Here is a 12,260-nt window from a genome sequence, read left to right as displayed (position 1 = left end):
GAGTAGGGGAGTAGGGGAGTAGGGGAGTAGGGGAGTAGGGGAGTAGGGGAGTAGGAACGAATGGCCGAAAAAACAGGCTCCTACAAGGACTTGCTGGTTTGGCAGCAGGCGATGGACCTTGTAGTGGCTATTTACGGCGCAACGAAATCTTGGCCAAAGGAAGAACTTTATGGACTGACCAGCCAAGCGCGACGCGCTGCAAGCTCGGTGCCGGCAAACATAGCGGAGGGGTATGGCAGAGAAATTCGAGGCTCTTATCTGCAGTTTCTCCGTATTGCCCAAGGATCATTGAAGGAACTGGAAACTCAGCTTCTGATTGCTGAACGCACCGGCATCGCGCCGAAAGCGACGACGGCCTCGTTGTTGGCGAACACCGAAAGTGTGGGAAAGCTTCTTCGACTTCTCATCCGTAGACTTGCAACCGGATAGCCTCCCCTACTCCCCTACTCCCCTACTCCCCTACTCCCCTACTCCCTGCGAGCATCATGCCCTACCAATCCCCGATCTCCCCCGGCCGGTCCTGGTATGAGGACACAGCCGGTCCGAGACCTGAATACCCGGCGCTGGATGGCGACCGGGCATGCGATGTCGTCATCGTCGGCGGCGGCTTTACCGGTTTGTCGGCGGCGGCGCATCTGGCCAAGGCAGGCACCAATGTCGTGCTGATCGACGCTTACCGCTTCGGCGATGGCGCCTCCGGGCGCAATGGCGGGCAGCTCGGCACCGGCCAGCGCGTCTGGGCCGAGGACCTGGAAGCCGAGTATGGCTTGGCCCGCGCCAAGGCGCTGTTTGATCTTGCCGAAGAGGCCAAGGCGCATCTCCTCGAATTCACTGCCGCCAACCAGATCGATATCGACTATATGCCGGGCCAGCTCTCGGTGGCGCACAAGCCGCGCTATGTCGACGACTACAAGGCGCATGCCGAGATCATGGCGAGCCGTTTTTCCTACCCGCATATCTCGTTCATGGATGCCAGGGAGACGGCGGAGCGGTTGGGCTCGACCGCCTATTTCGGCGGCACGCGCGACACCGGCACCGGCCACATCCATCCGATGAAGCTGGTGATCGGCACGGCGCGGGTGGCAGCGCTTGCAGGCGCGCAGCTGTTCGAGGGGACGCCGTCGACCGGCATCATCTCCAGCGGCGGCAAGGTCAAGGTTTCGACACCGAGGGGGACGGTGACGGCGCAGAAATGCCTGATAGCGGTCAACGCCTATGGCGGCGCGCTCGAGCCGGTTAGTGCGGCGCACATCATGCCGATCGGTTCCTTCATCGGTGCGACCGTGCCTCTGGGAGCGGACTCGAACGTTTTGCCGGGCGGCGAGGCGGTCGACGATTCCCGCTTCGTCGTGCGCTATTTCCGCAGATCGAAGGACGGACGGCTGCTGTTTGGCGGACGCGAGGTCTATGGCGTCAACGATCCGAAGGATATCCACATTCACATCCGCCGCCAGATCGCGGAACTCTATCCGGCGCTCGGGGATGTCGAGATCACGCATGGCTGGGGCGGCTATGTCGGCATCACGGTGCCGAGAAAGCCTTTCGTGCGCGAAGTGATGCCCAATGTGATCTCGGCCGGCGGCTATTCCGGCCACGGCGTCATGCTGTCGAACTACTTCGGTAAACTCTATGCCGAAACCGTTGCCGGCAACCGCGACCGGCTGAAGCTGATCGAGGATCTGAAAATCCCGCCGTTCCCCGGCGGTCGGCGCTTCCGCACGCCGCTGCTGTTCCTGGCGCTCAACTGGTTTGCGTTGCGGGACAGGATCTAGCCGACCGACCTGGTGTAATATTGTAATATTCATTGTAACATTTGTTGCCCGTGCGACGCATTGCGCAATTTCCCGCAAAGGCGCAGAATCCCCTATAATGGCGTACTGATGCCACAATCGCAGGCGAAAGCTGCCGGTTCTGGGCGATTGTTCGGGGATTGTTGCGGGACTGCCCGCGTTGTTTTTTTGACCTATGCGGATCAGACGCCGGACTTCCGGCACCGACCGATAGAACGTCGGCCCGCTTATGGAGGTGGCAAGAGTGAGAGAGCCCTTCAGTTTCGGTACGCCGGAACGTCGGCGCTTTGCCATGCAGTTCGGATACGACATGCGGCCGTCCTTCTGGCAGGAAATCCGTTCGAACTCGCATCTGGTGATCGCCGCGATCGGCACCGCCGCACTGCTTGGCGTCGCCGCCGTGGCGCTGTGGCTGGCATTGCCGGCCAGCGACAGACAAGCGGCAGCGAGCCCCGAGCAGACCATTCCAACGGTTCCGGTGAAGACGACGAAAATAACCCCGGTTGGGGCCGCGGTCGCCGCGGCAGCCGTGCCGCAGGCGCGCAAGTCCGACGCTATTCCGACAACCGTGGCGGCCGCGCAAGCCAACATCCCCGCACTCGCCGCCAACGATCCGCGCTGGACCGGTTCGCAGCCGAAGGACGCCGCCACTTCCGATTCGACTGCTCCCAGCCAGGCAGCGGACAAGCAAGCTGCGGCATTCGCACAGCCGGCAGCCGATACCGATGCCGCCACCGAACTTGCCAAGGTAGCCGCGCCCAGCGCAGCCGCGGGCAACCACCCCGACGGCGCACAAACCGCCGCCATCCCCGCGGTGCAGCCGCAAGAGCCAGCGGCAGAAGGCGATGACAGCCAAGCCAAGGCGAAGCCCAGGAAAGCCGCAGCCGCCGGAACAGGGCGCATCCTGAGGGCCGTGACCATGCGAAGCGGCCCGAAGAAAAATGCCGCCGCCATCGGTACGGTGCCAGCCAAAACCTCGGTGCAGGTGATGAGCTGCAAGAAATGGTGCCAGATCACCTACAACGGCAAGACCGGCTGGATCTACAAGAGTTACATCAAGACTGGCGCGTGACGTACCCCGCTCTGCGTGAGGCAGGCCTGTTGTTCTGATGCATGTCGTTCTCCCAAACCGGGGCCGCTTTCGAGCGACATACATCAGGCTTTCAGATGCAGCGGCCGCCATCGACCTCCAGCGCCACGCCGGTGATGAAGGCGGCCTCGTCCGAGGCCAGCCAGAGTGCGGCGTTGGCGATGTCGAGCGGCGTCGAAAGCCGGCCGAGTGGGATCGATGCGCGGAACTTCTCGCGGATCTCGGGCGTGTCGGCGCCCATGAATTTCTCCAGCATGCCGGTCTCGCCGGCAACCGGGCAGAGGCAGTTGACGCGGATGTTCTTCGGCGCCAGTTCCACCGCCATCGATTTGGTGGCGGTGATCGCCCAGCCTTTCGACGCATTGTACCAGGTGAGGCCGGGGCGCGGCCGCAGACCCGCGGTGGAGGCCGTGGTCAGGATGACGCCGCCGCCCTGCCGCTCCATGATCGGCACCACGGCAAGTGCCGCGTGATAGATCGCCTTCATGTTGACGGCGGTTATCAGGTCGAAGGTGTCCTCGTCGACGTTGAGCATGTCGCCGTTGCGATGGGTGTAGCCGGCATTGTTGACCATGATGTCGATGCGGCCGAAGGCGCTTTTCGCGGCATAGACCATCTCGTCGAATTCGGAGCGCAGCGAGACATCCGTCTGGGTCCAGATCGCCGCTTCTCCGATCTCGCCGGCGACGCGCTCCGCGCCCCTGGCGTTGAGATCGGCGACAACGACCCTGGCGCCCTCCTGCGCAAAACGCCTGGCAATGCCCTCGCCAAAGCCCGACGCAGCGCCGGTGATGATCGCAACCTTGTTTTCCAGACGCATGTTTTTTCCGCTCACTATTGGTGACCATCAACGGGCACGTCATTGGCGCTCATCCGCGCAAAGCCACGGCTTCTGACCGGATTGGCCGAAAGATGTGGGTCCATCGCCGATTTCTCCTTTGGCTTTCGCGTCGATCCCGCTCTATGCTGCAACTGCGAAGGCTTCCGGAGCCGCGCCTTCGACAAGCCTCCGGGTCATCGGACTGTCAAGGGGCCGGCGCATACACCCAGATGTGACACCATGGCACTGGAAAATTTAAATCGATTAGATTATATCAGCCGCGTCACAGCGACCGGCGTCAAAGCGGACAGACCATGACCAGCCAGATCATCCCCGTCGAGCCTTTCGACTTCATCATTTTCGGCGGCACCGGCGATCTGTCGGAACGCAAGCTTCTGCCGTCGCTCTATTATCGCCAGCGCGACCATCAGTTTTCGGAGCCGACACGCATCATCGGCACGTCGCGCTCGAAAATGAGCGATGAGGAATTCCAAGCCTTCGCCAAACAGGCGATCTCCGAGCACGTCAAGCCGGCCGACATCGACGCCAAGGAACTGAAGACTTTTCTGGCGCGGCTGTCCTACGTCTCCGCCGATGCGACGAGCGGCGCCGGCTTCGACAAGCTCAAGAAGGCGATCGGAGACAGCGACCGCATCCGAGCCTTCTACCTGGCGGTGGCGCCGGCGCTGTTCGGCGACATCTCGCACAAGCTGAAAGAGCACAATCTGATCACGCCGAACTCGCGCATCGTGCTGGAAAAGCCGATCGGCCGCGATCTCGATTCGGCACGCAAGCTCAACGACCTGGTCGGCGACGACTTCCACGAAAGCCAGATCTTCCGCATCGACCATTATCTCGGCAAGGAGACGGTGCAGAACCTGATGGCGCTGCGTTTCGCCAACGCGCTCTACGAGCCGTTATGGAATTCAGCCCATATCGACCATGTCCAGATCACAGTCGCCGAGACCGTCGGTCTGGAAGACCGCGTCACCTATTACGACAAGGCCGGCGCGCTGCGCGACATGGTGCAGAACCATATGCTGCAGCTGCTGTGTCTCGTCGCCATGGAAGCGCCGTCATCGATGGATGCCGACGCCGTGCGCGACGAGAAGCTGAAGGTGCTGCGGGCACTGAAGCGCATCAACGGCAACGAAGCGCCGAAGCACACCGTGCGCGGCCAGTACCGCGCAGGCGCCTCGGCCAGCGGAGCTGTAAAGGGCTATGTCGAGGAGCTTTCCCACGACAGCAATACCGAGACCTTCGTCGCCATCAAGGCCGAGATCGGCACCTGGCGCTGGGCGGGCGTTCCGTTCTACCTCAGGACCGGCAAGCGGCTGGCAACCCGGGTTTCGGAAATCGTCATCGAATTCAAGCCGATCCCGCATTCGATCTTCGGCGACAGCGCTGGTCCGATCTTCGCCAACCAGCTGGTCATCCGGCTGCAGCCCGACGAAGGCGTCAAGCAGTTCATCATGATCAAGGATCCGGGTCCGGGCGGCATGCGGTTGCGCCAGATCTCGCTCGACATGAGTTTTGCGCAGTCCTTCGATGGCCGCGCGCCGGACGCCTATGAGCGGCTGATCATGGACGTCATCCGTGGCAACCAGACCCTGTTCATGCGCCGTGACGAAGTCGAGGCGGCGTGGAAATGGATCGACCCGATCCAGAATGCCTGGGAAAGTGCCAGGCAGGAGGCGCAGGGCTACACGGCGGGCACCTGGGGCCCATCGGCCTCGATAGCACTGATCGAACGTGACGGGCGGACATGGCACGAGAGCAATTGAACAGCGCCGCCTATAGCTGGAACGGCTTCGCCGGGCGCCAGGAACTGGCGGCCGCCCTTGCCGGCCATGTTGCAGGCAGACTGACCAAGGCGATCGCCGAGCGCGGCACGGGGCTGCTCGCCGTCTCCGGCGGCACCACGCCGGCAAAATTCTTCGCCGCCCTTTCGGCGATACCTATCGCCTGGGACAAGGTGATCGTGACGCTGGTCGACGAGCGTTTCGTGCCGGCCTCCTCGCCACGCTCCAATGCCGGGCTGGTAGCCGCCAATCTGTTGCAGAACGCGGCCAAGGCGGCTCGTTTCGTGCCGCTCTATCACGAAGCCACCAGCATCGAGGATGCGGCCTCGTCCGATGATGCAGCGCTCCGGTCCTTGCCATGGCCGCTCGATGTCGTCGTGCTCGGCATGGGGCCGGACGGCCACACCGCTTCGTTCTTTCCCGATGCCGACGATCTGGCAACGTTGCTCGACCCGTCTTGCGACAGGATCGTGCTGCCGGTTCATGCGGCAAGTGCGGGCGAGCCGCGGCTGACCCTGTCGCTGGCGCGCATCGTCGAAGCCGGCTTCATCGCGCTGCACATAGAGGGTGAGGACAAGCGTACCGCCTTCGACGGCGCGGTTGCGCCCGGGCCGCGAAAGCCAATCCGTGCCGTGCTCGACGCAGCACATAAGCCCGTAGAGGTTTTCTGGGCCCCCTGAATCTCGATTTACTCTGGTCCCGGCAAACGGCGGGAGGATGTTTCCGGGACCTCGCCTGAAAGGACCGACCGCCATGACCGCCAGACGCGACATCGAAGCCATCACCGAACGCATCCGTCAGCGCTCAAAACCAGGCCGCGAGCGTTATCTCGGCCGCATCGTCGAGGCATCGAACCGCACCGCCAACCGGGCTGTGCTGTCGTGCGGCAATCTCGCCCACGGCTTTGCGGTGTGCAGCCCCTCGGAAAAGCTCGCGCTTGGCGCCGACAAGGTGCCGAACCTGGGCATCATCACCTCCTACAACGACATGCTGTCGGCGCATCAGCCGTTCGAGACCTTCCCGGCGCTGATCAAGGACGCGGCCCGCGAAGCCGGCGGCATCGCCCAGGTGGCCGGCGGCGTACCGGCAATGTGCGATGGGGTCACGCAAGGCCAGCCCGGCATGGAGCTGTCGCTGTTTTCGCGCGATGTCATCGCCATGGCCGCCGCGATCGGCCTGTCGCACAACATGTTCGACGCCGCCGTCTATCTCGGCGTCTGCGACAAGATCGTGCCGGGGCTGGTGATCGCAGCGCTCACCTTCGGCCATCTGCCGGCGGTGTTCATTCCGGCCGGACCGATGACATCAGGCCTGCCCAATGACGAAAAAGCCAAGGTCCGCCAGCTCTTCGCCGAGGGCAAGGTCGGACGCGCCGAACTGCTGGAGGCCGAGTCCAAATCCTATCATGGGCCGGGGACCTGCACCTTCTACGGCACGGCGAATTCCAACCAGATGCTGATGGAGATCATGGGCCTGCACACGCCGGGCGCTTCCTTCGTCAACCCTGGCACGCCGCTGCGCGAGGCGTTGACCCGCGAGGCGACGAAGCGGGCGCTGGCGATCACCGCGCTCGGCAACGCCTATACGCCTGTCGGCCGGATGATCGACGAACGCTCGATCGTCAACGGCGTCGTCGGCCTGCACGCCACCGGCGGCTCGACCAATCACACCATCCACCTGATCGCCATGGCGGCGGCGGCCGGCATAGCCATCACCTGGCAGGATATTTCCGACCTGTCGGAGGCGGTGCCACTGCTGGCGCGGGTCTATCCGAACGGCCTCGCCGACGTGAACCATTTCCACGCCGCCGGCGGGCTCGGCTTCCTGATCCGCGAGCTGCTCGACGAAGGCATCTTGCATGAGGATGTGCAGACGGTGTGGGGCGAAGGCCTGCGGCCCTATGCGGTCGAGGCAAAGCTCGGCGCCGACGGAGGCGTGGTGCGCGAGGCCTCGCCGAAGGCAAGCGGCGACGAAAAGGTGCTGGCGCCGTTCAACAAGGCATTCCAGGCGACCGGCGGCCTGAAGGTGCTGTCAGGCAATCTCGGCCACGCCGTCATCAAGACTTCCGCGGTGAAGCCGGAGCGGCGTATCATCGAGGCGCCGGCCAAGGTCTTCGACAGCCAGCAAGGGCTGAACGATGCGTTCAAGGCCGGCACGCTGATCGGTGATTTCATCGCCGTCATCCGCTTCCAGGGGCCCAAGGCCAACGGCATGCCGGAGCTGCACAAGCTGACTACCGTGCTCGGCATCCTGCAGGATCGCGGCCAGCGCGTGGCGCTGGTCACCGACGGACGCATGTCGGGCGCCTCCGGCAAGGTGCCGGCGGCGATCCATGTCACGCCGGAAGCGGTCGAGGAGGGTCCTATCGCCAGGATCCACGAAGGCGACATCATCCGGCTCGACGCCGAAGCCGGCACACTCGAAGTGCTGGTGCCGGCCGGCGACTTCGCTTTGCGCCGGACGGCGGATGCCGATCTCATCGGCAACGAGTTCGGTTTCGGCCGCGAGCTGTTTGCCGGCTTTCGACAACTGGTCGGCCGCGCCGATCATGGCGCCAGCGCCTTCGGCACGGCTTGACGGCAGTTCTGCGTAGTTCACAAAAAAGGGCGGCACATGGCCGCCCTCTTGCGGTTGTGCATACGATTCTATTGCACGGTTAGCTCGGCTCGCTCGCCGGCCTTGACCGTCACGTTGCCTTCTTTGGAACTGTTGTCGGATTTCTCCGAGACGACGGCGTAGTCGCCCGCAGGGATCGCTGCCTGATACTTCTGGTCGAATGCATAGCCAAGCGACTTGCGGTTGCCGTTGATGTCCTTCTTGGCCTCGAAAATCTCGATCTTCGAGGCTCCGGGCGCGGTGATCGCCAGCACGCCGGCATTCATTGCGACCTTCAGATCCTGAAATTCGCCCACCTTGACAGTGAACGGCTGCTCGACGACGGCGAGATCAACCGTCGCAATCAACACATAGTCATCGGGTGGCAGATCGAATTTGCTGTCGGGTCCGTAGGCATAGGTCACCTCGTCCTTGGTTCCATCGATCTTCTTTTTTGCCTTGAGCACCTTGAAGCCGATGCCTGAACCGTCCGCCTTGTCGCCGCCGGCAGCATAGTAAGCATTGGCAACGACATGGCCGACACCGGCAATCATGTCCTTTTCCACGGTCTTGCCGGCAGCCAGCGGGATCGTATCGGTAGCCACGCCCTGCCCGATCGTGACAGTCACCTTCTGGTCGCCGGCCGGCAACACGGCTTTCGTCGTCCCATAAAAGGTCGCGGGCATGTCTGCACCCGGATAATCGATGACGACAGCCGCGCCATCGACGACATCCGCCCCCGCGTTCGGTCGCGGGTGGATGATCAGCGTGCCGGCATTCAAGTTGAAAAGCGGCTTGTAGACCTGGCCTGCCTCGATCTTGACCTTCTGCTCGGTCTTCGCCTGGCCGTCACTGGCCACGACGATATAGTCGCCCGGTTCCAGATTGGCCTTGTAGGCGCCGTATTCGGTGCTGACGTAGTCGCCGCGCGTACCGTCGGGTTTCGCCTTGTAGATTTCCCAGGCGTTGCCGTCGGTGACGGGATCGCCGCCCTCGGCAAGCACTGCTATCGGCTGGAAATTGAAGTCCGGTTTGGCCGGCTCCGGTGCGGGCGCTGGCTCCGGTGCCGGAGCGGGTGCCGGTTCCGGCACCGGCGCCGCCACGGTCTCGGCAAGCGCCTCCTGCAGCGCCTTCTCGTCGGAGGCCTGGATGTATTTGCCGCCGGTGTTGTCGGCGAGGCAGGCGATCTGCTTGCCCTCGTCGGCGGTGAGGCCGAAGCCGACGACATCGGCGGTGAAGTCGACGCCGGATGCCTCGAGCTCCTTGCCAAGCGCGCAGGGGTCGCCGCCGCATGTTTCGAGCCCGTCGGTGATGAGCACGACGGTCGCCTTGTCCTCGGTGTATTTCAGCGCCTCGGCCGCCTGTTTGACCGCCGCCGTCAGCGGCGTCTTGCCGAGGAATTTCAGGCTGTCGGCGGCGGCCGAAATGGCGCTGCCCGAACCTGCCTGAGGCGGCACGATCAGCTGGATGTCGTCGCAGCTGCCCTTTTCACGATGGCCATAGGCCATGAAGCCGATCTCGTCGTCGGTGGGGACCGATTGAAGCACGGTTCGAAGCGACTCGCGGGCGATTTCGAGCTTGGGCTTGCCGTCGATCTGCGCCCACATCGAGCCGGACGCATCGAGAATGATGATGACCTTGTTTGCGGCGAAGCCGAACGTCGTCATCGACAAAAGGAGGACCGCCGCCGCGACACTCCGTGCAAGTCCCGCCATCGAAATCTCCTAAATCCACCCCTGATCCGGGCGGCAAGCTATTTGACGCGGCGCCGGGACACACGTCCCGGCGCCCGGTGCGTAGGGCTCCGAACCCAGCTTGACAAGGACCTGACGACAGCCAGTTCGGTGGTGCCGGCAGTGCCGGCAGTTTTTGCGATAGGAATTTTTTCTTGACTCTATGCCCTCAGCTATGATACATTTTCGCCCATGGTGCTGATTTGCGCCAAGTGACCCGCCGCACAGGCGGGTTTTTCGTTTGATGCACCGTCAGCCTACGCGGCGAAGGCACCGAAGGAACCCGTTAACCCGAAGTCGCTGCCCTGGCCCGATGCGCCGGGCCGAATGCCGAACTTTTCAGCGGAAGCGGAATTCAATAGGTCGTGCGGCGCTCTTCCGAGGGCGGCCTGCCGAATTGCAGCCGGTAGCTCTGGGCGAAGTAGGAATGCGAGGTGAAGCCGGTCGCGATCGCCACGTCGAGGATCGGCATGTTGGTCTGGCGCAGCAGTTCGCGCGCCCGCTCCAGCCGCAACCGCATGTAATAACGGCCGGGCGTGACGCTGAGATGGCGCAGGAACAGGCGCTCGACCTGGCGCACCGAAAGGCCGGCGGATTTGGCCAGCTGTACCGCCGACAGCGGCTCGTCGAGGTGGTCGGCCATCAGTTCGACGATACGCCTAAGCTTCTCCGACTTGCCGGTCAGGTCGCGTTCCGGCCCGACGCGCTGACGGTCGCCGGCCGAGCGGATGCGTTCGTGCTGGAACTGGTTGGCGACGCCATTGGCGAGGTTCGAGCCGAAATCGCCGCGCACGATCTCCAGCATCAGGTCGATCGAAGTGGTGCCGCCGGCACAGGTGTAGCGCTTGCGATCGATCTCGAAGACGTTGCCGGTGCAGTTGATGTCGGGGAAGCGTTCGACGAAGCCGGCACGGTTTTCCCAATGGATGGTGCAGCGATAGCCTTCGAGCTGGCCGGCCTCGGCCAGCAGATAGGAGCCGACCGACAGGGCACCCAGCGCATTGCCGCGCCGGCCCCAGCTTCGCAAAGCCGCCAGCACCTTGCTCTTGCCGGGGAATTCCGTCGTCAGCCCAACCGAGACGAACAGGATATCGACCGGCGGCAGGTCGGCAACGGCATAGTCGATCTTGAGCGGCAGGCCGTTGGAAGCCATCACCGGATCGCCATCGGCCGACACCGTCGTCCAGCCGTAGAAGTCACGGCCGAGCAACCGGTTCGCCGACCGGAACGTATCGATCGCGGCAGCCAGCGAGAACATGGAGAACTTGTCGACCAGCAGGAATGCGAACTGCCGGCCACCTTGAACGGGGTCCGCGATGACCGGCCGTTCTGAGGGAACACTGGGGTTCGGCAAAGCTGCGGCTTTCTGGCGGGTCAGAAGGACGGCCGTTTCAATCCGGCCGCAAGGTAGGCCGAGGCTAACGTATTGGCCATCAGCATGGCAATGGTCATAGGCCCGACACCGCCAGGCACCGGCGTGATGGCGCCGGCGGCCTTGGCCGCTTCGGCATAGGCGACATCGCCGACGAGACGGGACTTGCCCTCGCCCTTTTCCGGCGCCGGAATGCGGTTGATGCCGACATCGATGACGGTGGCGCCTGGCTTGACCCAATCACCCCTGATCATCTCCGGCCTGCCGACGGCCGCGACAAGAATGTCGGCGGTGCGGGCAAGTGCCGGCAGGTCCCTGGTGCGGCTATGGGCGATGGTGACGGTGCAATTGGCGGCAAGCAGGAGGTTGGCCATCGGCTTGCCGACGATGTTGGAGCGGCCGACGACGACGGCGTTGAGACCGGACAAATCCTTACCGCGCACCCGCTCGATCAGAAGCATCGAGCCGGCCGGCGTGCAAGGCACGAAGGCTGTCTCGAGTTCACCGGTGCCGAGCTTGCCGACATTGATGAAATGGAAGCCGTCGACATCCTTTTCCGGCGCGATGGTCTGGATGATCTTGCCGGCGTCGATGTGGGCCGGCAGCGGAAGCTGCACGAGGATGCCATTGATGGCCGGATCGGCGTTCAGGTCGCCGATGATCTTCAGCAGTGCCGGTTCCGAGGTTTCGGCCGGCAGCGTGTGCTGAACGGAATGAAAGCCGCATTCCTTGGCGGTGCGCGACTTGGACGCGACATAGACCTGGCTGGCGGGATCCTCGCCGACGATGACCACTGCAAGACCAGGCTTGGCCTTGCCCTTGGCGACAAGTTCAGCCGTCAGGGTCTTGACCGTCCCCACAACGTCCCCGGCAACGCTCTTGCCATCAATCACTTCGGCCATGGACTACCCTCAACACCAGAATGCCCAAGTGCGTCGCGTTCCAAAGCGCCGCCCTTTTGGAAAGTTCACAGCGCGGCATTTTCACGAAAATTCCAACATGCAATCCCGCCAAAGCGCCGTCCCATGCCGTTTACGCGAAACCGGCATGTTTTTGTA

General features: G+C 63.4%; 10 protein-coding genes. 6 read left to right on the top strand and 4 right to left on the bottom strand.

Annotation, left to right across the window (positions count from 1 at the left end; translation table 11 throughout):
- The first annotated feature begins 60 nt into the window (after positions 1 to 60).
- From NKI99_RS17100 to NKI99_RS17090, 3 genes are all read left to right on the top strand, one after another.
- Complete coding sequence (locus NKI99_RS17100) at positions 61 to 429, top strand: four helix bundle protein (RefSeq protein WP_352440791.1); 369 nt, start codon at positions 61 to 63, stop codon at positions 427 to 429.
- Positions 430 to 485: 56 nt separating this feature from the next.
- Positions 486 to 1,772 carry an NAD(P)/FAD-dependent oxidoreductase gene (locus tag NKI99_RS17095; RefSeq protein WP_352441043.1) on the top strand — a complete coding sequence of 429 codons (1,287 nt, stop codon included), beginning with the start codon at positions 486 to 488 and terminating at the stop codon, positions 1,770 to 1,772.
- A gap of 262 nt (positions 1,773 to 2,034) precedes the next feature.
- Complete coding sequence (locus NKI99_RS17090; protein ID WP_352611482.1) at positions 2,035 to 2,862, top strand: SH3 domain-containing protein; 828 nt, start codon at positions 2,035 to 2,037, stop codon at positions 2,860 to 2,862.
- Positions 2,863 to 2,953: 91 nt separating this feature from the next.
- Here NKI99_RS17090 and NKI99_RS17085 read toward each other — a convergent pair whose 3' ends face one another.
- Positions 2,954 to 3,700 (bottom strand): SDR family oxidoreductase, encoded by a 747-nt coding sequence (locus tag NKI99_RS17085; RefSeq protein WP_128302651.1) that lies wholly within the window; start codon positions 3,698 to 3,700, stop codon positions 2,954 to 2,956.
- A 314-nt stretch (positions 3,701 to 4,014) separates the two neighbouring features.
- Between NKI99_RS17085 and zwf the strand changes: the two genes are divergently transcribed.
- From zwf to edd, 3 genes are all read left to right on the top strand, one after another.
- The gene (zwf, locus tag NKI99_RS17080; protein WP_023809187.1) at positions 4,015 to 5,484 is read left to right on the top strand and encodes a glucose-6-phosphate dehydrogenase; all 1,470 of its coding nucleotides are present in this window, start codon (positions 4,015 to 4,017) and stop codon (positions 5,482 to 5,484) included.
- A complete protein-coding gene (gene pgl, locus NKI99_RS17075; protein ID WP_352611481.1) occupies positions 5,466 to 6,182 on the top strand; it encodes a 6-phosphogluconolactonase in 717 nt (238 codons plus the stop codon). The genes zwf and pgl overlap by 19 nt, the downstream gene beginning before the upstream one ends.
- A 73-nt stretch (positions 6,183 to 6,255) precedes the next feature.
- The gene (gene edd / locus NKI99_RS17070; protein ID WP_352611480.1) at positions 6,256 to 8,079 is read left to right on the top strand and encodes a phosphogluconate dehydratase; all 1,824 of its coding nucleotides are present in this window, start codon (positions 6,256 to 6,258) and stop codon (positions 8,077 to 8,079) included.
- Between the two features lie 68 nt (positions 8,080 to 8,147).
- On the opposite strand, the gene NKI99_RS17065 is transcribed toward edd, so the two are convergent.
- The 3 genes from NKI99_RS17065 to folD form a co-directional block, all read right to left on the bottom strand.
- Positions 8,148 to 9,812 carry a vWA domain-containing protein gene (locus NKI99_RS17065; protein ID WP_352611479.1) on the bottom strand — a complete coding sequence of 555 codons (1,665 nt, stop codon included), beginning with the start codon at positions 9,810 to 9,812 and terminating at the stop codon, positions 8,148 to 8,150.
- 373 nt (positions 9,813 to 10,185) lie between these two features.
- Positions 10,186 to 11,184 (bottom strand): GlxA family transcriptional regulator, encoded by a 999-nt coding sequence (locus NKI99_RS17060; protein WP_032908654.1) that lies wholly within the window; start codon positions 11,182 to 11,184, stop codon positions 10,186 to 10,188.
- Between the two features lie 20 nt (positions 11,185 to 11,204).
- Positions 11,205 to 12,104, bottom strand: coding sequence for a bifunctional methylenetetrahydrofolate dehydrogenase/methenyltetrahydrofolate cyclohydrolase FolD (gene folD, locus NKI99_RS17055; RefSeq protein WP_352611478.1), 900 nt, complete (start codon positions 12,102 to 12,104; stop codon positions 11,205 to 11,207).
- Positions 12,105 to 12,260: the final 156 nt, after the last annotated feature.

It is taken from the genome of Mesorhizobium sp. M0239 (assembly GCF_040321815.1).
In the GTDB taxonomy this organism is placed as follows: domain Bacteria; phylum Pseudomonadota; class Alphaproteobacteria; order Rhizobiales; family Rhizobiaceae; genus Mesorhizobium.
This window is presented reverse-complemented; position numbering and strand designations above follow the sequence as displayed.

What these genes read in the sequence shown, in the direction of transcription:
- NKI99_RS17100 (WP_352440791.1), top strand. Translation starts at nt 61, where the DNA reads ATGGCCGAAAAAACAGGCTCCTACAAGGACTTGCTGGTTTGGCAGCAG.
- NKI99_RS17095 (WP_352441043.1), top strand. Translation starts at nt 486, where the DNA reads ATGCCCTACCAATCCCCGATCTCCCCCGGCCGGTCCTGGTATGAGGAC.
- NKI99_RS17085 (WP_128302651.1), bottom strand. Translation starts at nt 3,700, where the DNA reads ATGCGTCTGGAAAACAAGGTTGCGATCATCACCGGCGCTGCGTCGGGC.
- zwf (WP_023809187.1), top strand. Translation starts at nt 4,015, where the DNA reads ATGACCAGCCAGATCATCCCCGTCGAGCCTTTCGACTTCATCATTTTC.
- pgl (WP_352611481.1), top strand. Translation starts at nt 5,466, where the DNA reads ATGGCACGAGAGCAATTGAACAGCGCCGCCTATAGCTGGAACGGCTTC.
- edd (WP_352611480.1), top strand. Translation starts at nt 6,256, where the DNA reads ATGACCGCCAGACGCGACATCGAAGCCATCACCGAACGCATCCGTCAG.
- NKI99_RS17065 (WP_352611479.1), bottom strand. Translation starts at nt 9,812, where the DNA reads ATGGCGGGACTTGCACGGAGTGTCGCGGCGGCGGTCCTCCTTTTGTCG.
- folD (WP_352611478.1), bottom strand. Translation starts at nt 12,104, where the DNA reads ATGGCCGAAGTGATTGATGGCAAGAGCGTTGCCGGGGACGTTGTGGGG.